Genomic DNA, 26,984 nt, shown 5'->3' on the forward strand with positions numbered 1-26,984 from the left:
CCGCCACTTCTGACCGGATGGCTCAGAGTGCCAGCTTTCTCTTCAGACCTGAACGATCCGAAGTTGCCAGCGCATGGTGGTTGGTATGCCCTGTCTGTTCATGCGTAACATGAACGGGTCATTTCGGTGGTATTGATGGCATGAGCCGTGCGCGGTCGGCTTGGTAAGGCTCACGCGACAGCGTGCCATGGCGCTGGTGCTGGTGGCTCTTCCAGTCGGCCATTTCGTGTTGGTGCGCCCGAAGAGTTCGCGCGTTTGGGCGGTGAACCTTCTGACACCATGCCCCTTTGCTTTCGGCCTGCGGCCCGCCACTTCGGCGTTTGTCGCCTTGCCGCAGGATTCCGATTGATAAATCGGCCCGATGCTTTCATCGTCCGACGGCATTCCGCACGAACCGGGTACTGTCATGGACGCACATCATGCTTGAAGAGGCTCAAACACGAACGCTGGCCCTTCAGGCGAGGATGAAGGACCTGAACATCCGGCAGGCGGTGTTCACCGACGAGAGTTCCATTGCCTATCTCGCCGGGTTCTGGGGGTATCTCGGGATTGAGTTCGGGCGGCCCACCATGCTGGTTGTACACGCCGAGGACGCCCCGGTTGTGATCACCCCGCTGATGGAAAGCGAAATGGTGGCGGCCATGACCTGGGTCGAGGATGTGCGGGTCTGGGAGGACATGGGGCAGCGGACCTGGGGGCGCGCTTTGGCTGGTGCTTTGGGTGAGGCACCCGGCGAGATCTGGGTCGAAAAGAGCAGCATTCCGGCCATCGTGCGCAACCACCTGGACGAGGCCTATCCGGGTGTGCCGATCCGGGATATCTCTGCGGTTCTGGGCGACATGCGGATGATCAAGTCACCGTTCGAGATTGCGGTGATGAAAGAGGCGGGGCAGATCGCCGGGGCGATGATGGCGGCTGCGCATGACAGCCTGCGGGAAGGCGCACAGGAATACGAAAGCGCGTTGGCCGTGATCGATGCGGGGACGCGCCGCGCTGCCGCTTTCCTAACGGACAAGGGCTGGGAGCGTTTCATTTCGCCGATGATCCACAACCTTCAGATCCTGCAAAGCGGTCAGGACACCTCCATGGTGCATCGCCGCGCGTCGGTGCGCCACTACCGCCGTGGCGACCCGGTCTACTTCTGCTTTTGCAACATGGCGCAGTTCAAGCAGTACAAGTTGGGGTTTGACCGCATGTTTCACATAGGCGAGGCCAGCGACGAGGCCGCGCGCGTGCAACAGGCGGCCATCGATGCCCAGCAGGCGGCCATCGCTTCGATCCGCCCGGGTATCGAGGCGCAGGAGGTCGCTGCTGCGGCCAACGAGATCTACGCGTCGCGCGGTTTCGAGACGGGGTACCGGACGGGCCGATCCATCGGCATGGCCTATCTCGAGGCGCCGGAGCTGAAAACCGGAGACCGGACCATCCTGCAACCGGGAATGACCTTTGCCGTAGACGGAGGCATCTCCATCGATGGCGTCACGGCAGGGCGTATCGGGGATTCAATCGTGGTGACAGACACCGGCTGTGAGTACATCACGCACTACCCGCGTGAACTCCTGATCACCGATCACTGAGAATGGAGCGCGCCTTCCGTCTTGCCGTTGGCCAGGCACCTGCCGAATTGTCCTCGACCGGGGATCGGCTTGATTGGCTGCGGGACAGTTTGCCCGGCGTTGCGGACCACGGAACAGACTTGCTGCTTCTGCCGGAGCTGTTTGCAACCGGCTACAACATTGCGGACCAGATCGCGCACAGGGCCGAACCGGCCAATGGTAAAATCGCGCAGGCGATCGCAAAAATGGCCGTGGATCACGGAGTTGCCATTCACTACGGGTTCCCCGAGGCCGACGGGGACACCGTGTTCAATGCGGCGCAATGTTTTGGGCCGGACGGACGTCGTTTGGGCGGACACAGGAAATTGCTGATCCCACCCGGTTTCGAGCGCGCGCATTTCACACAGGGTCAGGGCTGTACGCTGTTCACGTATCGCAATGTCCGCATCGCCACGCTCATCTGCTATGATGCGGAGTTTCCTGAAACGGTACGGCATGTGGCGGCTTTGGGGGCGCAGCTGGTCCTTGTGCCAACAGCCCTTGGTGCAGAATGGGATTGGGTCTCGCAACGGATGATCCCGACGCGGGCCTATGAAAACGGCGTGTTTCTTGCTTACGCCAACAGCGCCGGGACTGAAAACGGAATGACGTTTCTGGGACAGAGTTTCATCGCAGCTCCGGGTGGCACTGAACTCGCCCGTGCCGGTTCACAACCGGAGATCATCCGCGGAACGCTGGAAATCGGTAAAGTCGCCGCCGCGCAAGCCCGGCTTCCCTATCTTGAAGATCGCAATTTGCTGGCGTCTGATATCCGCCAGGGCGGTCAGGCACGAAACCCTTCCGGTGCTTCCCGGGGAAGCTGAGCGATCAACCAGTCTTTGAACTGTCTGGCAAAGGCGTTCTCTTTGGCCACTGACAGGTAGTATCCTTCGTTTCCCGTGATCGATGCCGGGTGCGCCCGTTCCAGAAGATCGGTTTCGATCGCGTGTTTGATCAACAACTCGCTGACCAAAGCGACGCCATTGCCGTTTGCGGCAAAGTGGAGGGCCATGCCGTAGGAGTCAGCGAAGATCTGCGGCTCGGGGACCGGTCCGATCTGACGTGACCAGTCTTTCCACCCACTTGTCGTGCCGACGGACTCGATGAGCGGCAATTCATTCAGGTCGCCGGAACGTCTGGGGGACTTGAGGGCGACAAGCCGGTTCGGCGTCAGCAAGTCCGCGTTGTGTCCGACCTGCTTCTCCGATCCGAAACGGATTTCCACGTCCGCGCGGGCCGAGTTGAAATCGTCCGGCCAGATCGCGCTCAGAAACCGCAGTCGAATATGCGGGTGCTTTCTCGAGAAGTCTTCAAGATTGGGTGCGATGATCCACTGGGTCACACTGACCGAAGCTGCAATGGTCAGCAGGTTCTCGGCCGGGCCTGCATCAAATTTGTCCGTGGCTGCCGACAGTGTCCCCAGAGCCGAGCCCACCTGGGGCAACAGCTTTCTGCCTTCATCGGTCAGAGCCAGGCCGCGCGCGTGACGGATGAACAAGGCGACCCGCAGCCGTGTTTCCAAGGCTTTCACCTGTTGGCTGACTGCCGATTGGGTCAGGCCGATTTCGTCACCGGCGGCGGTGAAGCTCAGATGTCGGGCCGCGGCTTCGAAGGCGCGGAACCACGTCAGCGGTGGGAGGGATTTCTTCATGGGTCAAGTCAGCCATTAGCCTTTTTAATACCTAAGCCCACAAATCATTCGTTTGTCAAAATGGCGGCGTTCCTGAACATGACGTTTCAGCGAACAGGAGAGCGGTATGCAGCCCGAGATCAGAAAGATCGTGACCTATGATGAGGAGGTGTTCATCGAAGGTTTCAAGGCCGCAGTCCCCCCGTGGCGCATGTTCGCGGTTGCAGCGGTTGTCCGCAATCCGTGGGCAGGGCGTTTTGTTGAAGATCTCAAGCCTGAAATCCAGGCCTACGGCCCGGTTCTGGGTGAGATGATGACCAATCGGATGATCGCTTTGGCGGGCAGCGGCGATGGGATCGAGGCCTATGGCAAGGCGGCTGTGGTGGGTCTGAATGGCGAGGTCGAACATGCGTCGGGTCTGATCCACACGCTGCGGTTCGGGAATTTCTATCGCGAAGCCGTGGGCGCAAAGTCCTACCTTGCCTTCACCAATACGCGCGGGCCGGCAAATGCGCCGATCATGGTGCCGCTGATGGACAAGAACGATGCAGGACGGCGGTCGCATTACCTGACCATCCAGTTCTCAATCCCGGATGCGCCGCGTGACGACGAGATCGTCGTCGTGCTGGGCGGCGCGACCGGTGGCCGACCGCATCACCGGATTGGAGACCGTTACCAAGACCTCAAGGATCTGGGACATGATCTGGACAACCCGGCCGCGGTCTGAGTTTGGCAGCCTGCGGGCGATCAAGACCGGGCAGGGGCCGCTTGTGCTGCTGATCCACGGCGTCGGTCTGCGCGCTGAGGCGTGGGCTGCACAGATCGACGCGCTCTCGCTGCAGTATCACACGGTCGCGGTGGATATGCCGGGCCATGGGCAAAGCCCATCGCTGCAAGGGCGACCCGGCCTGTCTGACTATACCGATGCCATCGCGGATGGACTGGACACTCCGGCGCTTGTCATTGGCCATTCCATGGGTGCGATGATCGCGTTGGATCTGGCTATTCGTCACACGCATCTGGTGCGCGGTGTGGCCGTGCTGAACGCGATTTATCAGCGGGATCAGGCGGCTTCTGACGCCGTGAAGGCCCGGGCGAACAGTCTTGACGGTGTAACCGTGGCCGATCCGTCCGGACCTCTGGATCGCTGGTTCGGTGATACGCCCTCGTCCGAGCGCACGGCATGCAGGGCGTGGTTGACGGATGTCGATCCCGCTGCGTACCGCTTGGCCTACACCGTGTTCGCCCATGAAAACGGTCCCGACCCAGCCGCGCTGGCGGCGATGTCCTGTCCGGCCCTGTTTCTGACCGGGCGGGATGAGCCCAATTCGACCCCTGCGATGTCGGAGGCCATGGCCGATATTGCGCCTAAAGGCCGGGCGCAGATCGTCGAAACCGCCGCGCATATGATGCCGATGACCCATGCGGATGAGGTGAACGGCGCTCTGCTGCGTTTTGCGCAGGAGGTCCGACTGTGACCGCATTTGACCCATGTGCCCTGACCCGCAGCTTCGGTCTCTGCCTCGGAGAGGCACAGCGCGGCGATGTGCACAGCATCACCGAAAGGATCTGATCCATGGAGTTTTCGCTTTTCGCGCATATGGAGCGCATGACACCCGATCAAAGTCATGAACAGCTGAACTCTGAGTTCATCGAGCTGTGCAAGATGGCCGATGACGCCAGGATGCGGGCGGTTTGGACCGGGGAGCATCATGGTATGGATTTCACCATCACTCCGAACCCCTTGCTGGCGCTGGTCAATCTGGCCAACCATACCCGCCATGTGAAGCTGGGCACGGGAACCGTGATCGCGCCGTTCTGGCATCCGATCAAACTGGCGGGTGAAGCGGCATCAGCCGATCTGATCACCGGAGGCCGGATCGAGTTGGGCATCGCGCGGGGTGCCTATTCCTACGAGTATGAACGTCTCATGCCAGGCATGGATGCCTGGGAGGCCGGGCAGCGGATGCGCGAAATGGCTCCGCTGATTCCAAAACTGTGGGAAGGTGACTGCGCGCATGAGGGCGAGTTCTTCCGGTTTCCGGCAACCACGTCGGCCCCGAAACCGGTGCAGGAGGGTGGCCCGCCGATCTGGATCGCCGCGCGCGATCCCAACAGCCATGAATTCGGCGTCCACAACGGGTTCAACATTCAGGTGACGCCGCTTTGGCAGGGGATCGAAGAAATCGAGACCCTGATGGACCGTTTCAATGCCGCCTGCGACAGCTACGAGGGCAAGCGGCCCAAGATCATGCTTCTGCATCACACCTATGTCGGCAAGGACGCGACGGATGTCGAGCAAGCCGCGAGGGAGCTATCGCGCTTCTATTGTTACTTTGGGGCATGGTTTCAGAACAAACGCCCGGTCCGCCAGGGACTGATCGAGGAACTGAGCGAAGAGGAAATGGCGGCCAACACGATGATGGCACCCGAGAATATCAAGCGCGATCTGACAATCGGAACCTCGCAGGAGGTGATCGACCAGATCAAACGCTACGAAGATCTGGGTTATGATGAATACTCGTTCTGGATCGACAGCGGCATGAGTTTCGAGCGCAAGCGGGACTCGCTCGCGCGGTTCATCGACGACGTTATGCCAGCCTTTCAGTGAGGGACCAGATGGGACAGAAACCACATTACCAGCTTTTCATTGACGGTATCTGGACCGAGGGAGCCGGGGCGCAGGTCATGGCGTCCGAGAACCCGGCCACGGGGGAAAACTGGGCCACGTTCGCCTGCGCAGCGCCGGCGGATGTGGACCGTGCCGTTGCCGCTGCGCGGCGGGTTCTGGACGATCCGGCATGGCGGGACATGACGCAGACGCAACGGGGCAAGCTTCTTTACAGACTGGCCGATCTGATCGAGGAGAATGCACAGGCCATTGGCCGTGTGGAAACCACGGACAGCGGCAAACTGTTGGCCGAGACGGCGGCGCAATCCGCCTATGTGGGTGACTACTACCGCTACTACGCGGGACTGGCTGACAAGATCGAAGGCGCGGTGCTGCCCATAGACAAGCCCGACATGCACGTCTTCACCCGGCGCGAACCCATCGGCGTGGTGGCGGCCATCGTCCCCTGGAATGCGCAGATGTTCCTGACCGCGACGAAGCTGGGTCCGGCACTGGCCGCAGGCTGTTCGGTGGTTCTGAAAGCCTCGGAAGTGGCCCCGGCGCCGATGCTTGAATTCGCGCGGTTGATCGAGGCGGCAGGATTTCCGCACGGTGTGGTTTCGGTCATCACCGGGGATGCAGAGAACTGTGCCATCCCGCTGACCCGTCACCCGGATGTGGACCGGATCGCCTTTACCGGAGGCCCGGAAACCGCGCGGCATGTGGTGCGCAATTCGGCCGAGAATTTTGCTGTCACGACGCTGGAACTTGGTGGCAAGTCGCCCATCCTCGTGTTCGAGGATGCCGATCTTGATGGCGCGGCCAATGGGTTGATCGCGGGGAATTTCGGAGCGTCGGGGCAAAGCTGTGTCGCTGGAAGCCGAGGCTTGATCCAAAGAAATGTCTTTGACGATCTCGTTCAGCGGATCGAAGAGAAAATGCGGGGCATCATCATCGGTGACCCGCTGGCCGCAGATACGCAGATCGGTCCGCTTTGTACCAATGCACAGGTCGCAAAGATCGAAGCCACACTTGAGGCCGCGCGGGCCGGTGGCGCGCGCATCCGGTTTGGCGGTGCGCGTATCGATCGGCCGGGCAATTACATGGCGCCGACCCTGGTCGAATGCCCGGACACCAGTATCGCAACATTGAAAACCGAAATGTTCGGCCCGGTGATGTCGTTGCTGCCGTTCGACACCGAGGACGAGGCCATCGCCATCGCCAATGCGACACCTTTCGGGCTTGGCTCCGGGGTGTTCACCCAGAACGTCGCACGCGCGCATCGGGTGTCCGCGCGACTGAAAGCGGGGATCTGCTGGGTGAACACGTACCGTGCCGTGTCACCGATCGCGCCGTTTGGCGGGTATGATCAATCCGGATACGGGCGCGAGGCCGGGATCGAAGCCGTGTTGGATTACACGCGCACGAAGACCACGTGGATAAACACGTCAGACAGCCCGATGGCCAATCCGTTTGTGATGCGGTGAGGGCGTCACTCCCGCGCGTTGCACGGCCAGATGTCGTCCGCCGTCATCGGAAATGGGAAAGCCCCTTCTTGCGTGCGGACTCGACCCAGTTCGGGACGAAGGGCACGATCTTGTCCTGCGTCGGCACCATCATTTCGATGAAATTCGCCCCGGGATGCGCGATGGCCTCGGCCAGGGCCGGTTCGATCTGGTCTTCCGACGTGATGCGGGTCGCGCGGAAGCCAAAGCCTTCGGCGACCTTCACATAGTCGACGGCACCAAAATCGGTTGTCCAGGGGGCGTCGACATCGTCGAGCAGGATCGCTTCTCCCCGGATCCAGCCGTAGCTGTCGTTGCGCATCAGGACCACGGTGATGTTCTTTCCGCTGCGCCGGATGGTTTCGAAATCGCCCAGCACGAAGGCGAGCGAGCCATCCCCGGTGAGGCAGATCACCGGGCCGCTGCCTGCAAAGGCCGCGCCGATTGCGGCGGGCACGGAATAGCCGAGGGCGCCCATGGAATAGTTGGTCAGGTATCGCCGCCCGGCTTCGCGCACCGACATCAGCGCCGAGGGATAGATCGCCGCAACGCCGGGTTCGGCGGTGACAATGGCATCGGCAGGCAGAAGCCGGTCAAGGGCCTGCGTGAACCGGACGGGGGAAAACGTGCCTTCGGGCATCGGGATATTGGCGTTGAATACCGAGTCGAGCGCCGAACGCTTCACGTCGGTCAAATCCAGCGCGGGGCGGTTCAGATCCGGATGATCGCGGCGAAGCAACTCGAGCATGTAGTCCAGAGTGGCGCGTGCATCGCCGACCAATCCGACCGCCAGCGGGAAGTTGTTGCCCATATGCGCCTCGGCAATGTCGAGCTGCACGAAGGTCTTGGTCTTCGGGTCCCCGTAGAGTTTCCAGTGATTGGTCGAACTGGAGTCGGTGTTCGACCCGATCAGGAACACCGTGTCGGCCTCGTGGGCATAGTCGTTGGCATAGGCCATGCCGCCGCGCGCCCCGATGACGCGAAGGGCAAGTGGGTGGGTTTCCGGCACCGTTCCCTTACCCGGCGTGGTCGTGGCAACAGGAATCTGCAACAGCTCGGCCAGATCCAGAACCGCCTGTCCGGCCCCCGAAATCAGCGCGCCCTGCCCACAGACGATGATGGGCTTGCGGGCTGCGAGCAGCAGATCGATGGTCTGTCTGATCTTCGCATGATCAGCCACCGGACGGTGCGCCGGATAGACCCTGTAGTCGGGTTCGGCATAGAGGTCGGTGATCTCGGCTTCGTCGTGAAAGATATTGATCGGAACCCGCACATGCACCGGCGCCGGACGACCCGAGGTCGCCACCCGAAAGGCGCGGCGCAGCAGGAACGGGATGTCTTGGACGCGAGTCAGGTAGAAGGATTCCTTGCAGATGCTCGCATAGAGCGCCGTCTGGTCGAGTCCGGTCAGACCGTGCTTCTTGTCCTGGTTCACCGGGATGTCGGAGCTGAAGAAGATCACCGGAACGGAGGACAGATAGGCTTCGGCAATGCCCGGAGCGCAATGGGCGACGCCGGGACTGGGGGCTTCGAGAACGGCCGGGCGGCCCGTGACCTTGGCATAGGCTTCGGCGGCAAAGGCGGCGGTGCGTTCGTCGCGGGTCAGAACGAATTCGATGGACGAGGACTCCTGCCATTCCTTGTACCAGCCGATGGTCGTCTCGCCGGGCAATCCGAACACGCAACCCACCTCGTGCAGTTCCAGCATCCGCAGAATGACCTGTGCGCCGTTCATCCGTGTCATGCGCTTTCCTTCATGGTTAGTACGTGTCGGCCCCCGCAATGGCACGGGGGCGGAGTGTTTTGCCCAGCAGTATGGGCGTGAGATACATCGGGATCTGGTAGCAGCCAATAAACAGCAGCACCCGGTCCATCACTTCGGGCGGCAAGGCGACAAGAAACAGTGCGATGTTTCTGTTGCCGGCGATGATGCTGGTGCCGGTGCGGTCGCGGGTTTCATCGTCGACCGGCATGAAGCGATGCGCCAGAAGCTGCATCCCGAAGTTGATCGCGCAGGCAAAGGCAAGCCATCCCGCGAACTGCATGGGTGTCGACAACAATGCCGGGCCTGCGGCACTCATCAGGCCAATGACGATGACGCCCAGCAATATGGCCGACATTCCGTCAAGCGACGCGCGGCCCCCGTCGCCCATGTCGCGCCAGACCAGCAATCGCAGGGCGAACGCCGATCCGACCGCGCCGAAAATCACAGCGATCAGACGGGCGGTGCCGAGCAGAGCTTCGGCGGGCGACTCAACAATCGGTGACAGCGTCAGCACGATGAAGGCCGTCACCGGAAACAGCGCGGTTCCGATCAGCAGGATGCGCATGGCCACTGAAGGATCCTGACCCATCAGGATGGTGAAATTCGCGCTTCCGGTCACGGAAGGCGCCGCCAGAACGAGAACCAGCGCCATGCCCACCGGGGTTGTGGCCATGCCGATGGAGGCCAGACCTGCAAGCGCGAGAAGCGGTGCAACCACTTGGTATATGGCAACCGTTCGCAAGGTGTGACCGATGGCCCTGAAGCCCCCAAGGGTCGCGCGCGGCCCGATGCGCAGAGCCGCCACAAAAAGAAGGATGCTCACCAACTCTGGCAGGTATGGTCGCAGAGTCTGGGCGAGGCCCGGCAGGGCCAGACCTGCCAAAAGGCCCGCGACGAGGCTCCATCGACCGTGCCGGGCAACGAAACCGAGCAGTTGCACTATCGTTGTCGAATGTTTTCGGGCAACCAGGTCGCCAGTTCGGGGAACGCGATCAGGACAAAGACCATGACGACCATGATCAGGAACATCGGGATCGCGGCCTTGGCGATGAAGTTCATCTCGTGGGTTGTCATGCCCTGAAGCACGAAAAGGTTGAACCCGATCGGCGGTGTGATCTGCGCCATTTCCACGACGACAACGATGAAGATGCCGAACCAGATGATGTCGATGCCAGCCTGACGGATCATCGGTTCGACCACTGCCATCGTCAGCACCACGGAAGAAATGCCGTCAAGGAACATGCCGAGGATGATGTAGAAGACCAGCAGGGCCATCAGCAACTCGAAGCGGCTCAGGTCAAGCGAGGCGATCAGATCGGCCAGTCCTCGGGGCAGGCCGGTGAACCCCATGGACAGCGAGAGGAACGCTGCGCCTGCGAGGATCAGCGCGATCATGGCCGAGGTGCGCACCGCGCCCATCAGGCTTTCTGTGAATGTCTCCCAGTTGAGGGAGCCTTGGGTTGCGGCCAGCACCATCGAGCCGATGACGCCAAACGCGGCGGCCTCGGTCGCGGTGGCAAAGCCGAGGTACATGGAGCCGATGACCACGAGGATCAGGCAGATCACCGGGATCAGAAAGCGCGAGTTCTTGACCTTTTCGGCAAAGGTCATGGGGGCTTCGGGGGTCGGATTGAAATCTTTCGAGACGAAAGACATGATCGCAACATAGGCCATGAACATCGAGGCCAGCGCCAGTCCGGGCAGAATACCGGCCATGAACAGCTTGGTGATCGATTCATTGATCGTGACGCCGTAGACGATCAGCGTCAGCGAGGGTGGGATCATCAGGCCCAGCGTCGCCGCGCCGGCCAGGGTGCCGATGACCATGTTTTCGGGGTAGTTGCGTTTGCGCAGTTCCGGGATGGACATCTTGCCGACGGTGGTCAGCGTTGCAGCGGAAGAGCCGGACACGGCCGCAAACACGGTGCAGCCGACGATATTGGTGTGCACAAGCCCGCCCGGCAGCCGCGCAAGCCACGGCGAGAGGCCACGGAACATGTCCTCGGACAATCGCGTTCGGTAAAGGATCTCGCCCATCCAGATGAACAGGGGCAGGGCGGTCAGCGTCCAAGAGGAGGACGCGCCCCAGATGCGGGTGATCATCGCGTCGCCCGGTGGGCGCGAGGTGAAAAGCTCCATCCCCACAAAGGCCACGCCCATCAGCGCGAGGCCGACCCAGACACCGGAGCCAAGGAGGAAGAACAGGACGAAAAGGAAGATTGCGATCGGGGCAAGCTGTTCCATGATGCGTTACTCCGCGTGGCTCTGGTCGACCAGATCGGATTTGATCCTGTGATTGCCGGTCAAAAACAACTGGATCAGGTGATCCCAAAACGCGATGGCCAGAAGAATGGCGCCGACTGCCATCGAGATCTGGGGAATCCAGATCGGTGTCTTGTCGAGGCCCTGGCTGATCTCGTTCCAGCGCCATGACACGTAGGTGCCCTTGACCGCGTACCATGCGAAATAGGTCGCGATCAGGGTTCCCATCGCAAAGCAGAAGGTCTCGCCCCAGCGGCGCATCCGGCCCATGGCGCTAAGCACCAGCGACACCCGGATATGCGCGCCGTGGTTCAGCGCGTAGGCAAATGCAAAGAACGACGCGGCGGCCATGCAGTAGCCGGCGTAATCGGTCGCTCCGGGGAAGGTCGTGCCGGTCCAGCGCGCCAGCATCTGAAGGACGATGATGGTCAGAATGGCGATCAGGAAGACCGACGCAATGATCCCTCCCAACAGATAAAGAAAATCAAGAATGCGCCTGAGCGCGCGCGCTGCCGCCATTGTCCCGGTCCCGTATATTCATGGTGTGAAGCGGGCCAGAGCGACGTCTTGAACAAGACGCATGCTCCGGCCCGTTCGTTTCAGATCAGTTGCCAGCCTTGTAGGCGTCGACGATGGCTTTGCCCGCGTCGCCCGCACCGGCCAGCCATTCCTCGGTCATGGTCGCGCCGATGGCTTGAAGTTCGCTAACGAGAGTGTCGCTGGCGGGCTCCACGGTCATGCCACCTTCACGCAGACCGTTCAGGGTGAAGTCGGTATAATCCTTGGATCGCGCCAGTCCTTCCGCCTTGGCAGCGGCAGCGCAGTCGTTCATCACGCCCTTGGTGGCGTCATCCAGACCGTTCCAGGCATCCATGTTCACGAACACCGCGTTGCGGGGCAGCCATGCGTCCACGATGTAGAAGTGGTTCAGATGCTCCCACACCTTGCGGTCGTATCCGGTCGCGCCGGACGAGATCATGGAGTCGGCCACGCCCGTTGCGAAGGCCTGGCTGATTTCCGCCGCTTCGATCTGGACCGGGATCATGCCGGTGAGTTCTGCCAGACGCGCTGTCGCGGTCGAATAGGAGCGGAACTTCACGCCATTCATATCCGCGACCGAGTTGACCGGATCCCGGAAGTAAAGGCCCTGCGGCGGCCACGGCACCGAATAGAGATAGTGCAGATTGTCTTCTGCCATGACCTCGGCAACTGCGGGGCCTGCGATTTCCCAGAGCTTTTCATGTTCGTCAAAGGACGACACGAGGAACGGGATGGAATCCACGCCATAGAGCGGGTTCTCGTTCTGGTGCGCAGACAGAAGGCGCTCGCCGATATTGGCCTGACCGGTCTGGACGGCGCGCTTGATCTCGTTGCCCGGGAAAAGCGAGCCCGACGGGTGTGTCACGATCTCGAGATTGCCGCCCGTTCCATCGGTCACGCATTTCGCGAAGTTCGCGCCCACTTCCGAGTGGAAGTTCGTGGCGGCATAGGCCATCGGCATGTCCCAGGTCTCGGCCATGGCCGGTGCGGCCACCGAGGCCGCGAGCGCGGCACCTGCGGTCCAGTTCATGAGGTTTTTCATTCTTGGTCTCCCTGTGGTTTGGTACGGATCTTTTTGTGTTGTGATCCCGTCACGCAGAGTAGCGTGCGGGGGAATAGGGGCTCAGGTCAATATTCGGTGTGGTTTTCGACATCATTTGCGCAACGATCCGGCCCGTTCGGGGGCCGCCCGTCAGGCCGACGTGATCGTGACCGAAGGCAACAAAAGCTCCGGCAAGCCCGGGCGCTTCGCCGATCACCGGGATCGAATCCGCCATCGACGGGCGATGGCCCATCCATTCGACGGTTTTCTTCCAGGTGATGCCCGGAATGGCCGCGCGGATATTGCGCTCCAGCAGCTCGAACGGTGCGCGCGAGGGTGCCGCGTCCAGACCGCCGAATTCGACGATCCCGGCAAGGCGCAAACGGCCGTCCATCGGCGTGGCGACGAATTTGCCTGAGGCGACCATGACCGGTGCGCGCGGCATCACGGAGGGTTCCCACAGTTCAAGGTGGTAGCCGCGTTCGCTTTCCAGCGGTGCTTTCAGGCCAAGCTTGGATGCCAGCGGTTTTGACCACGCGCCCGTGGCCAGTACCACGGCGTCGCAGGCAATCGTGTCTCCACCCGCCCGCACGCCCGTCACGCGGCCATTCTCGCGCACGAAATCCGCCACCTCGGCGCGGATGATTTGCGCGCCCTGCGCCTCGGCATGGGCAGCAAGCGCCTTGACATAGGCCCCCGGATCGGAAATCCGGCCGTGGTTTTCAAGGCGCGCTGCGAGGCCGATGTCCGGCGCAAAAACAGGGTCATAGGCGCGGAACGCATCGCCCTCCAGAACATCCCAGTCAAAGCCGTGTTCCTTGCGGACGGACCAGCCGAAGGCGTCCCCATCATAGTGTTTGCGGTCGCGGTAGAGGTAGAGGTAGTCGCTTGGCACGATCCACTTCTCGGCACCCGTGCCTGCGGCAAGGGCCTGATGGTCGGCCAGACTGTCGCCGATGATGGGGGCCAGCGCCGCCGCCCGCCTGCGCACTGTGGCTTCGTTTGCGTGGCCCATATAGGACAGCAGCCAGGGCGCCAGCCGGGGCAGGTATCCCCATTTCAGGAACAGGGGCTGATCGGGGCTGAAGAGCATCCCCGGAGCCTTCTTCCACAGGCCCGGCACCGTGACGGGAATGATGGAACAGCTTGCCAGCACGCCGCCATTGCCGTGGCTTGCCCCCGCCGCCGGTCCCTCGCGGTCGATCAGGATGACGTCATGCCCGCTGCGGTGCAGCCAGATGGCGGTGGACACACCCACGATGCCCGCGCCGATGACGGCGATTTTTCCAGCCGTGCTCATGCGGCCAACCCCTTGGCGATGCCGTAGTGATTGAGCTTGTCCACATCGGGTCTGATCCCAAGGCCCGGCCCGTCGGGCACCTGAACCCGTCCTCCGTCACAGGGGAACGGTGTTTCGAGGATGTCTTCGGCCAGGTAGTAACGCGCCTGGTAGAATTCGCAGCCAAGATCGATGGCCCGGGTTGCCACGATCATGTGCGCGCCCGCAAGGTGGGCAAGGCCCGCCTCGAACATGTCGCCGCCATAGGCCCCAAGGCCGTGGGCCGCAGCCATGTTGGCGACGGCCTGTCCCCGCGCCATGCTTCCGGATTTCATGATCTTGACCGACACGCCATCGCAGATGCCTTCGCGAATGGCGCGGGCCATGTCTTCGGGGCCGAAGACGCTTTCGTCCGCCAGCAGCGGCACATCGATGGCGCGCCGGATTTCCGCCATGAGGTCGTAGAGCGGAGCGCGGACGGGCTGTTCGATGAAGTCGGGCCTGAAGCCGGCGATATCCTGCACCCGCTGAAGGGCGCCTTCGGGCTCCAATCCCTGATTGAAATCAACGCGAACGGCAAAGTCGGGGTAGTCCCGCGCCAGGGCTTCGAGCCGCATCAGGTCGAAGGCGTGGTCGCGGAACCCTGTCTTGAGCTTGACGATCCGCACGCCATCGGCCTGCAGGCGGTCCAGCAAGGCACGGTCCTGGTCGAAATCGGGGTTCGCGAGGGACACCGACAGCGGGATGCTGTCGCGACATTTGCCGCCCAGAAGTGCATGCACGGGCTGACCCGAAATGCGGCCTTCAAGATCGAGAAGCGCGGTATCGAGCGCGGCCTTGGCCTCGGTGCAATGCGCAACGGCCCGGCTTGCATCCAGCATGATCGCGTCGCGGTCCGAGACGCGACGACCAAGCACCAGCGGCCGGATGTAGCGGTTGAGCGCGGCATAGGTCGCTTCGGGTGAGCCGGTGAAGACAACCCAAGGCGAGGCTTCGCCCCAGCCTGTTTCCCCGCCTTCCGCCGTCAGTCGAAGGACGATCACCTCGCAGGCGCCGTCCACCCTGCCGATACCGTGATCGCGTGCAGAGACCACAGGCAGCGAAAGGTACCAAAGGTCAAAGCCGATGATGTTCTGATCAATGTCGCCCATCTGCGAAGGACCCCCATGACATCAGCCTGCCCTTGGGGCATCATCATTTCCAATACAAAATTTTTACGATCTCATAAATTTGTGTGATAGGTTGATCCCATGTCCACGCCGTTTCGCCAGTTCCAAGCCTTTCACGCCATTATGGAACGCGGCACCGTTACCGCCGCTGCCGCGCATCTCGGGATTTCCCAGCCCGCCATCAGCAACCTGCTGGCGCAACTGGAACGGCGGACCAAGCTGAAGCTCTTTGAACGCAGGCGGGGTCGCTTGGTCCCGACACCCGAAGCCGCAGTTCTGTTCGATGAGATCGACACGATCGTCCGAGGGCTTGATCATGTGAATCAGGCTGTCGCCGATCTGCAGAACCGTACGGCCGGGCAGTTGCAGGTCGCAACGAACCACGCGCTGGCGTTCGGCTTCATCCCTGCGGAAATCGCCGCGTTCTGCGAACTGCGTCCGAACCTGACGCTTGCCATGCAGTCCCAGTATTCCGGGAAAATCCAGGAATGGGTCGCGGCCGGTCTCTATGAGATCGGCATTTGCGAGCGCCCCATTCTGCATGAAGGTCTGGAAGAGCGGCGGTTCACCTTTGAAACGCTGTGCGCCATTCCCAACAGCGCGGGTCTGTCCGACCATGCGTGGGTGACGCCAGCGGATCTGGATGATTACCCGTTCATCATCATGGGGGCCGATCACATGGTCACCCGCCGCACGCGTGAAGCCTTTCACGCAAACGGCGCGCATTTCCGCGTTCGGTGTCACACGGACCTGTTTCGAAATGCACTGAACCTGGTGAAACAGGGGTTGGGCGCCGCGATGATCGACCCGTTCACCTTGGCCAGCGATGATGGAGAGGGGTATGTGGTCCGGCGTCTGAACCCGACTGTGCATCTTGACATAGTCATCGTGACGCGGCGGGACCGGCCGATTTCGGTGGTCGGGCAGGAATTTCTTGATCAGATCATTCCCCGTATGGAGAAGATTGCCACAGACACAATGCAGGACAGGATCGAGGCATGAAAGTGCAGGGCGGAAAGGCGATTTATGGAGCGAGCGTCGGGATTCTCATGCTCGAAGCGCGGTTCCCCCGCATCCCCGGCGACATGGGCAACGCGGCAAGCTGGGACTTTCCGGTTCATTACAAGATCGTCCGGGGCGCGTCGCCGGACAGGGTGGTGCGCCGGAACGCCGAAGGCCTATTGCCGGACTTCATCGCCGCCGCGCAGGAACTGGTTGCGGACGGGGTGGACGGGATCACGACCAACTGCGGCTTTCTTTCGATCTTTCAGCACGACATTGCCAAGGCGGTCGGCGTTCCGGTTGCCACCTCGTCGCTGATGCAGACGGCGATGGTGAACGCGCTTCTGCCACCCGGCAAACGGGCCGGGATCCTGACGATCTCGGCCAGCACCCTGACACCTGCGCATCTGGAGGCGGCCGGGGTTCCGCCGGGTACGCCGATCGGCACCACGGAAGGCGGGCGCGAATTCACACGCGCCATTCTGGGGAACGAATTGGAACTGGATGTCGCCGCGGCAGAAGCCGACAATGTGGAGGCGGCACGGCAGCTTGTGTCCGACAATCCCGATATCGGTGCCTTGGTGCTGGAATGCACCAACATGGGGCCTTATGCGCAGGCGATCCGCGAGACGACGGGTCTGCCTGTCTTTTCCATTCCGAACTTCGTGTCGTGGTTTCAGGCGGGACTGGCCCCCAAGCGGTACGGATAGGTCAGTCTGGCCAGAACAGAGCAGGGCAGCCGCGCGGTTGCAGTGACGACGGCTGTTTCCCCAGATCCCGTTTTCAGATGGTATGGCGCAAGCCGGGCCGTTGGGCTTCAGGCAATCTCGACCACATGACTTGGCTCGTTCTTAATGCCATCGGCTGCGTTCACGTGCTGCGGTGATGCGCTGACACCTTCTGGCCACGTGACAAGCAAGATCGCGCACCCCTTCACCCGGTTGCTGCGAATGATTTCGGGCAGCGAACGAACGCTTGCCGAAAGATGCCTTTCGTTTCGCTTGGAGACGTCAACACAAATCTCTACCGGGCTTTCGGGAGGCAGACCGCTTTCCATCAGGTCTTTGGACAGGCGATCCGCCTGGCGGACAGACATGTAAAACGCCGTCGTGGTGCCCGGACCGGAGAGCCGAGTGCTGTCGGGGAAAGGATCGTCGGCGCAACCGGTCCCGGTGGCGAGAACCAGCGTGTTGGCGACACCGCGCTCTGTAAGACTTTTGCCCAGAGACGCGCCTGCGGCCGAGGCGGCCGTCACACCGGGCACAAGTTCGATGGGGATGCCCGCCGCGCGGGCAGCGTCGAGCTCCTCTGTGGCGCGCCCGAAAATGCCCGGGTCGCCGGACTTCAACCTCACCACGCGCCGCCCCTTCAGGGCTTCGGCAACGATTGCACGGTTGATCCGGTCCTGCGGCCAACTGTGCGCGCCGACATGCTTGCCGACAAAGACCGTCTCTGCTCCGGCGCGGACGAGGTCGAGAACGTCCGGGTCAACAAGGCGGTCGTAAAAGACGATGTCGGCTTCCTGCAGGCGGTTGACGGCGCGCAACGTCAACAGATCGCGCGCGCCGGGACCTGCGCCGACAAGGGCGATCTGTCCAACCCGTGCCTTTTCGCAGGACTCCGGTTGAGGAAAGATTGGGAAGGCTGTCATGAGAACGCTCCTGTCATGCCGCGTGCGGAGGAATCCGCTCTGCCCAGAGGGTTTCTGCCACGCGTGCGCTGTCGGCTACGCCCAGCGTATCGAGCGCCAGAGCGGCGGTCCCGGTGACGATCGCGGTTTGGAAATGGTCTTGAGGGGCAGGAAAACTGCCGTCGCCGGGGCTTTGGGCATCGTCATCTGCGAGGCGCCGGGTTTCGTCGCACAATGCCGGTACCGTCTCTTCCCAGGGCGCACCATTGCGGAGACCGAAACCTGCGATCTCTTTTGCGGGATGCCGTTCGAATTCGCCACCGCCGCCCTTGATCACCGACAGGCTCTCCCAACCAAGTTGAGTTGCCGCGTCTGCCTGTAGCAGTCGGTACGACGGATGGAACACGCCCTGGACGCTGGCGCGTGCCCGGGCGGGGTTGAGCATCCGGCAGATGGTGTTGATGCACGAGCGCAGGCCCAGCACATCGCGCAGCCTGAGCAGGTCAAAGAGCCGGGGATGCCATTGCTCCAACGGCAGGTAGGCAATGCGATCTTGCGCCAGCAGTCGGGACAGCGTGGCGGGGGTATCCGCGATGCCGATCCCCGCATCCGTGAGGCCGTTGCGAACCGCCGCGTCAGGGCCGTTGAAGCCGTGCAATAGAACCGTATGTCCAGCCTCCGCGACGAGTTTTGCCGAGAGCAGAAACCAGGGGTGCCCGCGTGTGCGGCCGGCTGCATAGCTGGGCCAGTCCAGATCGACCTGCGGGAGATCCGGTCCCCACTCCTGAGCGGCCTGTGCGAACCCCGCGATTTCCTCAGCTGTTTCGCCTTTCATGCGCAGGAGCATCAGCAAGGCACCGATTGCCGCGGGCTCGGCCCCTTCGGAAAGCATGGACCGCATGGCATCCCGGGCTTCGTCTCTTGTCAAAGAGCGCGACCGCCCCGGACCCCGGCCGAGTGTTCTGACATGTGCGGCGAGGGTCATTCCGCTGCCTCGCGGGTCCGCGCGGCGTGCAGGAGGTCACTGATCTCGGGGCGGCATGATCCGCAATTGGTTCCGGCTCCGAGCGCTTCGCCAATGGCATCGACAGTGATGAGGCCTTTGGTCTCGATCGCGTCGAGGATCGTATTGATGCCCACACCGAAGCACGCGCAAAGGACAGGACCGGGGTTGGGCAAATCGGCGCGGGACCGGCCCGACAAAGGGTCCACCGCTTTGCGACCCGGAAGAGATTGCAGGTAGTCGCGCATAACGGCGACAGGTGACGGTGACGCGAAGAGTGCGCCCGTCAACACGCCGTCCTCGTGCAATGCGACCCGCGCGATGCCTCTGCCTGCGTCAATGACTGAAGCAACTTTCGCGGACCGGGACCCGAACAGGCGCTGCGCTTCGGCTTCCCAATCCGGCACCGGGGCCGACCCTGCCAATTCGGCACGGTATCCCTGCTCTGTCCGGCTTAGAGCCCAGTAATCGGACTGGGGTGACATGGGAGCTCGGGACACGGCAAACCCGTACCATGCCGCCGCGAACCGGGTGACCGACACGACGCCTGCCTTGCTTTCGGGTTGCCCTGAAACGGGATCGGTCACCGGAGCAACGAGCGCATCGATCCGCGCGGATGGGGCCGTTTCGCCTGTCCAATGGATGGGTGCAAAGACGTTGCCCTGCTGGACGGAGTCGGTGATCCGTGCCCGCAGAATGGACGATCCGATTGGGCTTGTGACGCGCACAAGGTCTGCAGCACTCAAACCAAGCGCGGTCGCGTCCGCCGGGTGAATGTCGAGAAATGGCTCAGACAGATGGGCGGAAAGGCGGGGGCTCAGCGAGGTGCGCGTCATGGTATGCCACTGATCGCGCAGCCGCCCGGTGTTCAGCCTGAATGGAAACCGGGGCTCGGTTCTGGCGGCAGGTGGTTTGAACCGTACGGGAATGAACCGGGCTTTCCCGTCAGGGTGGAAAAAGGCACCGTCACCGAAAAACCGGCCGCCCTCGCGGGTGCTGGTGACCGGCCAGCGCCGGGGCTCCATGTCGTCGTAGTGGGTGTCCGAGATATTCGACAGCCCGGACACATCGAAATCCCGTCCGAGTTGAGCAGCAACCTTTGACAGTGCCGCATATTCGCGGAAGATCTCGGCGGGTGACGCGTAGTCGAAGGCGGAGGTAAACCCCATGCGCCGTGCGACCTCGGCCAGAATGTCCCAATCCGGGCGCGCCTGACCCGGAGCGTCGATCACTTTGCGCTGGCGGCTTATTGTTCTGTCGGAATTGGTGACGGTGCCATCCTTTTCCGCCCATGCGGTTGCGGGCAGCAGGACGTCAGCCAAACGTGCCGTGTCCGTGGCGCCGGTGATGTCGCTGACAACCGTGAACGGGCAGGCCGCGATCGCGTCGCGCACCGCGTCTGCGTCCGGCATCGACACGGCCGGGTTGGTGTGGATGATCCACAGTGCCTTGATCCGCCCGTCGCCGACCGCCTGAAACATGTCGACGGCTTTCAGGCCGGGTGCTTCCGGTATGGCAGGGGCGTCCCAGAACTGACGCACGGCGGCGCGGTGATCGGAGTTTTCAAGATCGAGATGGCAGGCCAGCATGTTGGCGAGTCCGCCCACCTCGCGTCCGCCCATCGCATTCGGCTGACCGGTGACCGACAAAGGCCCGCAACCCGGCGTACCGATCCGCCCCGTGGCGAGATGACAGTTCAGAATGGCGTTGACCTTGTCGGACCCGGAGGACGATTGGTTCACGCCCTGGCTGTAGATCGTGACGACCTTTTCGGTCGCGATCCAGAGCCTGCAGAACTCGCTGATTTGTCTGTCGTTCAGTCCTGTTACGGACGCCTGTTCGTTGCGCGCGGCATCCAGCGCACTGTCAAAGCCGTTGGTGTGCGCAACGAAGCCCGGATCAACCGCGCCGCTTTCGTAGATTTCGGAAAGCAGGCGGTTGAACAGCGCGACGTCGCTGCCGGGCTGCAATGCCAGATGCAGATCCGCGTCATTGCAGCTTGCCGTGCGCCGCGGATCGATCACGACGATCTTCGTTCCGCGCGATTTCCGGGCCGCGAGGACGCGTTGGTACAGAACCGGATGGCACCAGGCCAGGTTCGATCCCACCAAAACCACCAGATCCGCCTCATCGAGGTCTTCGTACGTTCCGGGTACGGTGTCGGTTCCGAAAGCGCGTTTGTGACCGGCGACCGAAGAGGCCATGCAAAGCCGCGAATTGGTATCGATATTGGCAGAGCCGATGAAGCCTTTCATGAGCTTGTTGGCGATGTAGTAGTCTTCGGTCAGAAGCTGCCCGGACACGTAGAACGCCACGCTGTCGGGTCCATGGCGCGCAATCGTGTCGGAAAACCGGTCTGCGACCAGTTGCAGCGCGTCGTCCCAGGAGCTCTGTTCTCCATCTACGACTGGGGACAGAAACCGATGGTCAAGACCCACGGTCTCGCCCAGGGCGGATCCCTTGGAACACAGCCGCCCGTGATTGGCCGGATGCTCCGGGTCACCGCGCACCGCAATCCCGCCTTCGCCATCCGGGCGCAGCAGCACGCCGCACCCGACCCCGCAGTAGGGGCAGGTCGAGCGGATTTCGGGCAGACCGGAGCCGTCCATTACGCAGCGCTCCTCTGTCCGACCGCGTCGCCGTCGATCAGGATGCGGTCGCCGTCCAGACGCACCGGATAGGTCTCGATGCGCCCTTCATCCGCGCCCTGCGCCTCGCCGGTGTTCAGATCGAACACCCAGTTGTGCAGCGGACAGGTGACTTTCTGTCCGTGGACGATGCCTTCGACCAAGGGGCCTTGCTTGTGCGGACAGCTGTTTGAAGCGGCAAAGACCTCGGTCTCGGCGGTGCGGAAAACGGCAATGCAGCCAACCTGCGTTTTGAGAAGCCGCGCCCCGCGAACGGGCACGTCGTCGATATGGCCAATGTCGATCCAGCTCATGGACGTGTCCTTCATTCTGCGGCCAAGGGGGTGAGGTCTGCCAGCGGCGCATAGTTCTGCGCTTTGTCTCTGGCGTGTTCGGCCCAAGGGTCTTTGCGGTAGATGCTTTGCGAGACTTCGAACCGCTCAACGAGCGCGCGGCGGTTTTCCACGTCGTCCACCACAACCTCTTTCACCCAGTCGAGCCCGACCTTGCCCACCCACTTGTAAATGCGGTCAAGATACTTGGCGTTCTCGCGATAGGCCTGGGTCACGGCGACGATGACCTCGATGCACTCTTCCTCGGTTGGCACCTGGCACAGAAGCTCTGTTTCCTTCACGTCCATGCCCGCAGCACCCGCGATGCCGATCTGGTAACCGCTGTCGACGCAGATGACTCCGATATCCTTGCAGGTCGCCTCGGCGCAGTTGCGCGGACAGCCGGACACGCCCAGCTTGACCTTGTGCGGTGTCCAAGAGCCCCACAGGATCTTTTCGAGCTTGATGCCGAGCCCTGTGCTGTTCTGCGTGCCAAAGCGGCAATGGTCGGTTCCGACGCAGGTCTTTACCGTGCGCAGGCCCTTGGAATAGGCATGGCCCGAAACCAGCCCGGCCTTGTTCAGATCGGACCAGATATGGGGCAGGTCGGTGACGGGGGCGCCCTTGAAGGTGACGTCACCGCTTGTTGGCGTATCGAGACCGGCCATCAGATTGATCAGCGTGGTTTTGCCGGTGCCGGAGAAGCCGAGGAGCACGAGGAACTCGCCCTCTTGGACATCAAGATCGATGTTCTTGAGCACATGCGTCTGGTTGGTGCCGACGCCATAGCTTTTCGAAACGTTTTTGAAGGACAGGAAGCTCATCTCGGATCACCGGTTGTTTGAGAAGGTGAAGAGCGACTGCAGGGCGTACATCACACGATCCAGCAGGAAGCCGATGATGCCGATGGTCAGAACCGCAACCATGATTTTGGCGAGCGACGAGGACGACCCGTTCTGGAACTCGTCCCAGACGAACTTGCCGAGGCCCGGGTTCTGCGCGAGCATTTCCGCCGCGATCAGCACCATCCAGCCGACGCCCAACGAGAGGCGGAGACCGGTGAAGATGAGCGGAAGGGCAGACGGTAGCACCAGCTTGGTGATCTTCGTCCAGGTGTTCATCTTGAGCACCTTGGAGACGTTGATCAGGTCCTTGTCGATCGACGCCACACCCAGCGCGGTGTTGATGAGGGTCGGCCAGAGCGAGCAGAGCGTCACCGTCACCGCCGAGATCACGAAGCTTTTCGGCAGGAGGCCACCTTCAGTTGCGGCAAGCGCCGAAACGACCATGGTCACGATCGGCAGCCATGCCAGCGGTGAGACTGGTTTGAAAATCTGGATAAGCGGGTTCAGTGCGGCGTTGGCGGTCGGGGACAGGCCAGCGGCAATGCCCAACGGCACGGCGACAACTGTCGCGATCAGGAAGCCGAAGAACACGGTCTTGATCGATGTCCAGATCTGTTCGTAGAAGCTCGGTGCGCCGGTATAGGCGACGGTCTTGACCTCGTCGGCGCGGCCCGCGTCGATGAGCTTCTGGTTGCGCTGCGCCACCATCGCTTCGAACTTTTCACGCTTTGCCGCCTTGGCTTGCGCGTCTTCGTGCAGGTTGACAGCTTCATCCCAGACCTGCGCTGGGCCGGGTACGGCACCGAGGGACGTTTGCACCTTGGGTGCCAAGGTCGCCCAGAGCATCAGGAACGCACAGATGGCAAGGATCGGGACGATCAGCAGACGCCAGATCTCTTTGATCTGCGCTTGCGGGTTGTCACCTGCAACGGCCTTCAGGACTGGGGTCACCCAACTCAGACCCAGAACCTGGAACCATTTGTCGGCAGCGTTGATGCGGGTGAACAGACGTGCGCGCCGGGCTTCGCGGTCTGCTGTGTCTGAGAAATTCGGATCGACGGTTGTCATGGGATCGGGTCCTTTGTGGGAGAGGCGTACGGCGCTCCTCGCTCCCGAGGGAGCTCTTCTCGAAGACGGCCAAGAGCCGGAGGAGCGCGCTGTGTCTGTTAGCCCTGGATTTCGTTTCCAACGACGATTTGCTCACCCTTCAGGCCGATCGGCAGGCTTTCGAGGTAGGCAACCGGAAGTCTGACCGTCTCATCCCAGGAGCCCCGACGCCGTAACGAGCGCTTCGGCCACGTCAGCGACACGCCGGCCCTGATCCATCGCCGTTTTGCGCAAGAGCGCATATGCCGCGTCCTCGTCGATCCCTTTTGCTTTCATCAAAAGGCCCTTGGCGCGGTCGATCACCTTGCGTTCTTCCAGCGCCCGGCGGGTTTCGGCCAGTTCGTTGCGCATCTGGCGCACCATGCTGAACCGCGCGATTGCGGTGTCCATGACGGGTTTGATCCGTTCCGCGGACAATCCGTCAACGACATAGGCCGACACGCCCGCTTCGATTGCGGTCTGCGCCAGCCCGCCAGCTGCACCGGAAACGAACATGGCGACCGGACGTTCCAGCGGACCGGAGGCGAGGGTCAGTTCTTCAAGCATGTCGCGTGTCGGATGGTCGATGTCGATCAACACGATATCGGGCGCATACTCTGCGATCTTTCGTGCCAACCCGCTGGTGTTGCCGACGACATGCACATTGCAGTCGGCGCCGTTCCTCAGCGCATCCACGATCGCAATTGCGCGATCACGATCCTCTTCGACCACAACAACAGTGAGCTGGTTTGCCATGGCTCACGTTTGGATATCTGAAATCCGGATAACAACCTGAAAACGGGTCACGAAACAGCAACGCGCTGCGGAGGTCGCAAAAAGCGCAGGTGTGTGCTCAAATCTTGTGCATTGCGCGTTCGGCGTCGGGCATCCTGGCCTGTCTTCAGGGGGCAGGTGAGGCAGGCCCGGACCCGACCCTCGGGTGCATCCGGGTCCCATCTGACAAGCCGATGCACAAGACCAGTTCGTTGGCCCTTGGAGCGTCTGCAACGCAGAGCGTAACGGTGTCGATGAAGTCGAAGGCCCAGGGGTCATCCTTGTGTCCGAGCGGCAGGTCGATCCGGTCCCCAAGGGAACCGACCTTGTGGTTCGAGGGCATCAGTGACTTTCCACCTCCGATTGCCGCACGGACAGGGGCACCGAGTTTCGGATGCAGGACCGCCGCCCCATGCTCCATCGCGCCTGCGGCACCCACCAGAGCCGCCTTGCCGTAGGCAACGGGCGGATTGGGCAGCATCGACACCAGGTCCTTGGCGAGGTCCGGCCCCAGATCGGTGGCAATGCGGAAGAGGTCCGACAGATCCTCGGCGTCCACGCCCGCAAACGGGTTTTGGACCACTGCCATCGCGGCGGCGCGCGTGACCGGGGCACTGACGCGGCCCAACTCGTCGGCGTGCAGGGTTTCCTTCTGAAACAGGAGCTTTCTCACAATCATGATACGCGTTCCTCTTGCAGGGTGGCACTGGCACCGGATCTGAACATCTCGAAGGAGAGCGCCAGCGGTACGACGCTTGCGAAGAGGGCCATCGCCAACCAGATCGGGCCTTGCGGCTGACCTGTTGCATCAAAGATCGCGCCTGCTGCCGGGGGTGTTGCAAGCATGATCGCGTAGTAGACCGTGAAGAACACGCCCATTCCGAAGGCCCGTACCTCGGGGCGCAGCGCCAGACCGGCCAGCGCCATGATCACCCCGGCAGGGGCCATCCCAACGAGGCCAAAGAGAAGGCTGGCCGTAAGGCCCGCGCCGGGCAGGGCCAGAAGCCACAGAGCCGCAACCGCGCCCGTCATGCATATGGTCAGGACAAGGTCGCGCCGACCGAAGCGATCAACAATCTGGCCGCAGATTGCGCCGGACCCGATCATCAGCCAACTGCCGACGCTGATTGTTCCCGCCGCTGCGATTGCTGAAAGGCCAACCCCCTCGAGCACTTTCGGGCCGAAGGTCAGGTAGGTCACATAGGCTGCGTTGAACACGCCCCATGCGCCCGCTGCGCAAAGCACCAGCCGCCATTCCCGCCCCGTCAGTCTTGGAGCACCGGCCGATTTGGTCGCGGTCATGTGGTCGGGCGCTTTGTAGAACACGAACACCGCCACAGCAGCCACAAGGCAATAGGCCGATGCCACCTGAAACGGAATGCGCCAGCCGTAGGCCTCGGCCAGCCAGGCGTGGCCGACCTGACCCATCGCGATCCCGAAAGGCCAGGACATGACCAGAATGCTCATCGCGGTGGCAACCTCCCGGCCCTCGAACCAGTCAGCGACCATCTTGGTGAAATAGAGCGTCGTAAACAGGAAGCCGGCCCCGGCAATGATCCGTCCGGCCCCGATGCCCATGCCCCCGAAGGCCAAGGACGACACCAGCCCCCCCAGTGCCAGCGCGACAAGTCCAAAGACCACCATCTCGCGATCTGCAACCAGCCGTCCGAGATAGCCCGCCGGCAGGGCCAGGATCAGCCCGGGCGCCATGAAGAGCCCGATCAGAAGGCCGACGCCCGCGTAATCCAGACCGAAGGCGACAACGAGATCGTCACTCACCGAAGAGAGTGTCTGGAACTGAAAACCGAGACCGACCCGAGCCAGGAACAGCAGGGCGAGGATGCGCCAGCGCATTACGCCCAACCGAGCGCACGCAGCGCCTGCATGTCGTTCCAGATCTTGGTCATGTGGGCGATCCTGTTGTCCTCGAACCGCATGACATAAGCGTAGTCTGAAACCACCTCTTTCCCTGTTGGCGCACCAGGTCCGCCCGGTCCTGTTTGAGTGCCGTGAAATTCGGCTGTTGCCACGGCCGTGCCGCGGGCTTCGTCAACGGCAAATGCGGTCAGCACATAGCGGCCATCAGGCACAGGCGTCAGGAGGCCTTTCATCCACTCGCAATAGTCTGCAAGTGACTTGGTCCCGACGAGCGCATCCGCCTGACAGGTGAAGGTTGCATCGTCCTGACACCAGGCTTTGCAGGCATCCCAGCCCTTGCCGGTCTCACAGGCCTCGAAAAATGCGGAGGCGTCTTGGATCATCGTCATTGAAATCACTCCTGATCTTT

Annotated in this window: 27 protein-coding genes; 9 read left to right on the plus strand and 18 right to left on the minus strand. The window is 62.1% G+C overall.

The features are described from left to right. The first annotated feature begins 187 nt into the window (after window positions 1–187). The 3 genes from MGEO_RS21335 (at window position 188) to MGEO_RS06590 (ending at window position 2,419) form a co-directional block, all read left to right on the plus strand. On the plus strand, window positions 188–349 hold the full coding sequence (locus tag MGEO_RS21335; protein ID WP_158090979.1) for a hypothetical protein: 162 nt from the start codon (window positions 188–190) through the stop codon (window positions 347–349). 70 nt (window positions 350–419) lie between these two features. Beyond that, window positions 420–1,577, plus strand: a complete 1,158-nt coding sequence (locus MGEO_RS06585; protein WP_085635934.1) for a M24 family metallopeptidase — start codon at window positions 420–422, stop codon at window positions 1,575–1,577. Window positions 1,578–1,579: 2 nt separating this feature from the next. After that, the gene (locus MGEO_RS06590; protein WP_085635935.1) at window positions 1,580–2,419 is read left to right on the plus strand and encodes a carbon-nitrogen hydrolase family protein; all 840 of its coding nucleotides are present in this window, start codon (window positions 1,580–1,582) and stop codon (window positions 2,417–2,419) included. Here the strand turns inward: MGEO_RS06590 and MGEO_RS06595 are convergent. Continuing rightward, on the minus strand, window positions 2,380–3,246 hold the full coding sequence (locus MGEO_RS06595) for a LysR family transcriptional regulator (RefSeq protein ID WP_085635936.1): 867 nt from the start codon (window positions 3,244–3,246) through the stop codon (window positions 2,380–2,382). The two genes, MGEO_RS06590 and MGEO_RS06595, sit on opposite strands and share 40 nt — an antisense overlap. A gap of 106 nt (window positions 3,247–3,352) precedes the next feature. Between MGEO_RS06595 and MGEO_RS06600 the strand changes: the two genes are divergently transcribed. From MGEO_RS06600 to MGEO_RS06615, 4 genes are all read left to right on the plus strand, one after another. Next, window positions 3,353–3,952: an amino acid synthesis family protein gene (locus MGEO_RS06600; protein WP_085635937.1), complete on the plus strand. Its 600-nt coding sequence runs from the start codon at window positions 3,353–3,355 to the stop codon at window positions 3,950–3,952. Beyond that, window positions 3,924–4,703: an alpha/beta fold hydrolase gene (locus MGEO_RS06605; protein WP_085635938.1), complete on the plus strand. Its 780-nt coding sequence runs from the start codon at window positions 3,924–3,926 to the stop codon at window positions 4,701–4,703. The genes MGEO_RS06600 and MGEO_RS06605 overlap by 29 nt, the downstream gene beginning before the upstream one ends. A 98-nt stretch (window positions 4,704–4,801) precedes the next feature. Beyond that, window positions 4,802–5,836: an LLM class flavin-dependent oxidoreductase gene (locus MGEO_RS06610; protein WP_085635939.1), complete on the plus strand. Its 1,035-nt coding sequence runs from the start codon at window positions 4,802–4,804 to the stop codon at window positions 5,834–5,836. An 8-nt stretch (window positions 5,837–5,844) separates the two neighbouring features. Beyond that, window positions 5,845–7,323, plus strand: a complete 1,479-nt coding sequence (locus tag MGEO_RS06615) for an aldehyde dehydrogenase (protein WP_085635940.1) — start codon at window positions 5,845–5,847, stop codon at window positions 7,321–7,323. Window positions 7,324–7,366: 43 nt separating this feature from the next. Here MGEO_RS06615 and MGEO_RS06620 read toward each other — a convergent pair whose 3' ends face one another. The 7 genes from MGEO_RS06620 to MGEO_RS06650 form a co-directional block, all read right to left on the minus strand. Then, a complete protein-coding gene (locus MGEO_RS06620) occupies window positions 7,367–9,085 on the minus strand; it encodes a thiamine pyrophosphate-binding protein (RefSeq protein ID WP_085635941.1) in 1,719 nt (572 codons plus the stop codon). 16 nt (window positions 9,086–9,101) lie between these two features. Beyond that, a complete protein-coding gene (locus tag MGEO_RS06625; RefSeq protein WP_233139731.1) occupies window positions 9,102–10,046 on the minus strand; it encodes a hypothetical protein in 945 nt (314 codons plus the stop codon). Beyond that, on the minus strand, window positions 10,046–11,350 hold the full coding sequence (locus MGEO_RS06630; RefSeq protein WP_085635943.1) for a TRAP transporter large permease: 1,305 nt from the start codon (window positions 11,348–11,350) through the stop codon (window positions 10,046–10,048). The genes MGEO_RS06625 and MGEO_RS06630 overlap by 1 nt, the downstream gene beginning before the upstream one ends. A gap of 6 nt (window positions 11,351–11,356) precedes the next feature. Beyond that, complete coding sequence (locus MGEO_RS06635) at window positions 11,357–11,887, minus strand: TRAP transporter small permease (protein ID WP_085635944.1); 531 nt, start codon at window positions 11,885–11,887, stop codon at window positions 11,357–11,359. Between the two features lie 85 nt (window positions 11,888–11,972). Further along, window positions 11,973–12,950: a TRAP transporter substrate-binding protein gene (locus tag MGEO_RS06640; protein ID WP_085635945.1), complete on the minus strand. Its 978-nt coding sequence runs from the start codon at window positions 12,948–12,950 to the stop codon at window positions 11,973–11,975. Window positions 12,951–12,999: 49 nt separating this feature from the next. Then, window positions 13,000–14,250, minus strand: coding sequence for an NAD(P)/FAD-dependent oxidoreductase (locus MGEO_RS06645; RefSeq protein ID WP_085635946.1), 1,251 nt, complete (start codon window positions 14,248–14,250; stop codon window positions 13,000–13,002). Then, on the minus strand, window positions 14,247–15,380 hold the full coding sequence (locus tag MGEO_RS06650) for an enolase C-terminal domain-like protein (protein ID WP_085635947.1): 1,134 nt from the start codon (window positions 15,378–15,380) through the stop codon (window positions 14,247–14,249). Before MGEO_RS06650 ends, MGEO_RS06645 begins: the two co-directional genes overlap by 4 nt. A 99-nt stretch (window positions 15,381–15,479) precedes the next feature. Here MGEO_RS06650 and MGEO_RS06655 point away from each other — a divergent pair, with 99 nt between their 5' ends. Together MGEO_RS06655 and MGEO_RS06660 are read left to right on the plus strand one after the other, a co-directional pair. Continuing rightward, the gene (locus MGEO_RS06655) at window positions 15,480–16,400 is read left to right on the plus strand and encodes a LysR family transcriptional regulator (RefSeq protein ID WP_085635948.1); all 921 of its coding nucleotides are present in this window, start codon (window positions 15,480–15,482) and stop codon (window positions 16,398–16,400) included. Continuing rightward, on the plus strand, window positions 16,397–17,110 hold the full coding sequence (locus tag MGEO_RS06660; protein WP_085635949.1) for an aspartate/glutamate racemase family protein: 714 nt from the start codon (window positions 16,397–16,399) through the stop codon (window positions 17,108–17,110). The genes MGEO_RS06655 and MGEO_RS06660 overlap by 4 nt, the downstream gene beginning before the upstream one ends. A 107-nt stretch (window positions 17,111–17,217) precedes the next feature. Here the strand turns inward: MGEO_RS06660 and cobA are convergent, their stop codons facing one another. The 10 genes from cobA to MGEO_RS06710 all read right to left on the minus strand — a co-directional run bounded on the left by cobA (window position 17,218) and on the right by MGEO_RS06710 (window position 26,964). Further along, window positions 17,218–18,051: a uroporphyrinogen-III C-methyltransferase gene (gene cobA / locus MGEO_RS06665; RefSeq protein WP_085635950.1), complete on the minus strand. Its 834-nt coding sequence runs from the start codon at window positions 18,049–18,051 to the stop codon at window positions 17,218–17,220. A gap of 13 nt (window positions 18,052–18,064) precedes the next feature. Further along, window positions 18,065–19,015 (minus strand): glycosyl transferase family protein, encoded by a 951-nt coding sequence (locus MGEO_RS06670; RefSeq protein WP_085635951.1) that lies wholly within the window; start codon window positions 19,013–19,015, stop codon window positions 18,065–18,067. Further along, the gene (locus MGEO_RS06675; RefSeq protein WP_085635952.1) at window positions 19,012–21,642 is read right to left on the minus strand and encodes a nitrate reductase; all 2,631 of its coding nucleotides are present in this window, start codon (window positions 21,640–21,642) and stop codon (window positions 19,012–19,014) included. The genes MGEO_RS06670 and MGEO_RS06675 overlap by 4 nt, the downstream gene beginning before the upstream one ends. After that, entirely contained in the window at window positions 21,642–21,974 is a 333-nt protein-coding gene (nirD, locus tag MGEO_RS06680; RefSeq protein ID WP_085635953.1) for a nitrite reductase small subunit NirD, read from the minus strand. Before nirD ends, MGEO_RS06675 begins: the two co-directional genes overlap by 1 nt. A gap of 11 nt (window positions 21,975–21,985) precedes the next feature. Continuing rightward, entirely contained in the window at window positions 21,986–22,816 is an 831-nt protein-coding gene (locus MGEO_RS06685; protein ID WP_085635954.1) for an ATP-binding cassette domain-containing protein, read from the minus strand. 6 nt (window positions 22,817–22,822) lie between these two features. Beyond that, window positions 22,823–23,905 carry an ABC transporter permease gene (locus MGEO_RS06690; protein WP_085635955.1) on the minus strand — a complete coding sequence of 361 codons (1,083 nt, stop codon included), beginning with the start codon at window positions 23,903–23,905 and terminating at the stop codon, window positions 22,823–22,825. 189 nt (window positions 23,906–24,094) lie between these two features. Further along, a complete protein-coding gene (locus tag MGEO_RS06695; RefSeq protein WP_085635956.1) occupies window positions 24,095–24,679 on the minus strand; it encodes an ANTAR domain-containing response regulator in 585 nt (194 codons plus the stop codon). Window positions 24,680–24,824: 145 nt separating this feature from the next. Next, complete coding sequence (locus MGEO_RS06700) at window positions 24,825–25,376, minus strand: amino acid synthesis family protein (protein ID WP_085635957.1); 552 nt, start codon at window positions 25,374–25,376, stop codon at window positions 24,825–24,827. Continuing rightward, window positions 25,373–26,551, minus strand: coding sequence for an MFS transporter (locus MGEO_RS06705; protein WP_085635958.1), 1,179 nt, complete (start codon window positions 26,549–26,551; stop codon window positions 25,373–25,375). Before MGEO_RS06705 ends, MGEO_RS06700 begins: the two co-directional genes overlap by 4 nt. Next, window positions 26,551–26,964, minus strand: a complete 414-nt coding sequence (locus tag MGEO_RS06710) for a nuclear transport factor 2 family protein (protein WP_085635959.1) — start codon at window positions 26,962–26,964, stop codon at window positions 26,551–26,553. Before MGEO_RS06710 ends, MGEO_RS06705 begins: the two co-directional genes overlap by 1 nt. Window positions 26,965–26,984 lie beyond the last annotated feature (20 nt).

Source organism: Marivita geojedonensis (assembly GCF_002115805.1).
Lineage (GTDB): Bacteria > Pseudomonadota > Alphaproteobacteria > Rhodobacterales > Rhodobacteraceae > Marivita > Marivita geojedonensis.

Bases quoted from the DNA above. Each gene is read 5' to 3' on its own strand.
- MGEO_RS06590 (WP_085635935.1), top strand. From the start codon at position 1,580: ATGGAGCGCGCCTTCCGTCTTGCCGTTGGCCAGGCACCTGCCGAATTG.
- MGEO_RS06705 (WP_085635958.1), bottom strand. From the start codon at position 26,551: ATGCGCTGGCGCATCCTCGCCCTGCTGTTCCTGGCTCGGGTCGGTCTC.
- cobA (WP_085635950.1), bottom strand. From the start codon at position 18,051: ATGACAGCCTTCCCAATCTTTCCTCAACCGGAGTCCTGCGAAAAGGCA.
- MGEO_RS06685 (WP_085635954.1), bottom strand. From the start codon at position 22,816: ATGAGCTTCCTGTCCTTCAAAAACGTTTCGAAAAGCTATGGCGTCGGC.
- MGEO_RS06700 (WP_085635957.1), bottom strand. From the start codon at position 25,376: ATGATTGTGAGAAAGCTCCTGTTTCAGAAGGAAACCCTGCACGCCGAC.
- MGEO_RS06620 (WP_085635941.1), bottom strand. From the start codon at position 9,085: ATGACACGGATGAACGGCGCACAGGTCATTCTGCGGATGCTGGAACTG.
- MGEO_RS06710 (WP_085635959.1), bottom strand. From the start codon at position 26,964: ATGACGATGATCCAAGACGCCTCCGCATTTTTCGAGGCCTGTGAGACC.
- MGEO_RS06585 (WP_085635934.1), top strand. From the start codon at position 420: ATGCTTGAAGAGGCTCAAACACGAACGCTGGCCCTTCAGGCGAGGATG.
- MGEO_RS06610 (WP_085635939.1), top strand. From the start codon at position 4,802: ATGGAGTTTTCGCTTTTCGCGCATATGGAGCGCATGACACCCGATCAA.
- MGEO_RS06595 (WP_085635936.1), bottom strand. From the start codon at position 3,246: ATGAAGAAATCCCTCCCACCGCTGACGTGGTTCCGCGCCTTCGAAGCC.
- MGEO_RS06630 (WP_085635943.1), bottom strand. From the start codon at position 11,350: ATGGAACAGCTTGCCCCGATCGCAATCTTCCTTTTCGTCCTGTTCTTC.
- MGEO_RS06600 (WP_085635937.1), top strand. From the start codon at position 3,353: ATGCAGCCCGAGATCAGAAAGATCGTGACCTATGATGAGGAGGTGTTC.
- MGEO_RS21335 (WP_158090979.1), top strand. From the start codon at position 188: ATGGCGCTGGTGCTGGTGGCTCTTCCAGTCGGCCATTTCGTGTTGGTG.
- MGEO_RS06615 (WP_085635940.1), top strand. From the start codon at position 5,845: ATGGGACAGAAACCACATTACCAGCTTTTCATTGACGGTATCTGGACC.
- MGEO_RS06640 (WP_085635945.1), bottom strand. From the start codon at position 12,950: ATGAAAAACCTCATGAACTGGACCGCAGGTGCCGCGCTCGCGGCCTCG.
- MGEO_RS06645 (WP_085635946.1), bottom strand. From the start codon at position 14,250: ATGAGCACGGCTGGAAAAATCGCCGTCATCGGCGCGGGCATCGTGGGT.
- MGEO_RS06675 (WP_085635952.1), bottom strand. From the start codon at position 21,642: ATGGACGGCTCCGGTCTGCCCGAAATCCGCTCGACCTGCCCCTACTGC.
- MGEO_RS06670 (WP_085635951.1), bottom strand. From the start codon at position 19,015: ATGACCCTCGCCGCACATGTCAGAACACTCGGCCGGGGTCCGGGGCGG.
- MGEO_RS06650 (WP_085635947.1), bottom strand. From the start codon at position 15,380: ATGGGCGACATTGATCAGAACATCATCGGCTTTGACCTTTGGTACCTT.
- MGEO_RS06635 (WP_085635944.1), bottom strand. From the start codon at position 11,887: ATGGCGGCAGCGCGCGCGCTCAGGCGCATTCTTGATTTTCTTTATCTG.
- nirD (WP_085635953.1), bottom strand. From the start codon at position 21,974: ATGAGCTGGATCGACATTGGCCATATCGACGACGTGCCCGTTCGCGGG.
- MGEO_RS06605 (WP_085635938.1), top strand. From the start codon at position 3,924: ATGATCTGGACAACCCGGCCGCGGTCTGAGTTTGGCAGCCTGCGGGCG.
- MGEO_RS06655 (WP_085635948.1), top strand. From the start codon at position 15,480: ATGTCCACGCCGTTTCGCCAGTTCCAAGCCTTTCACGCCATTATGGAA.
- MGEO_RS06660 (WP_085635949.1), top strand. From the start codon at position 16,397: ATGAAAGTGCAGGGCGGAAAGGCGATTTATGGAGCGAGCGTCGGGATT.
- MGEO_RS06695 (WP_085635956.1), bottom strand. From the start codon at position 24,679: ATGGCAAACCAGCTCACTGTTGTTGTGGTCGAAGAGGATCGTGATCGC.
- MGEO_RS06690 (WP_085635955.1), bottom strand. From the start codon at position 23,905: ATGACAACCGTCGATCCGAATTTCTCAGACACAGCAGACCGCGAAGCC.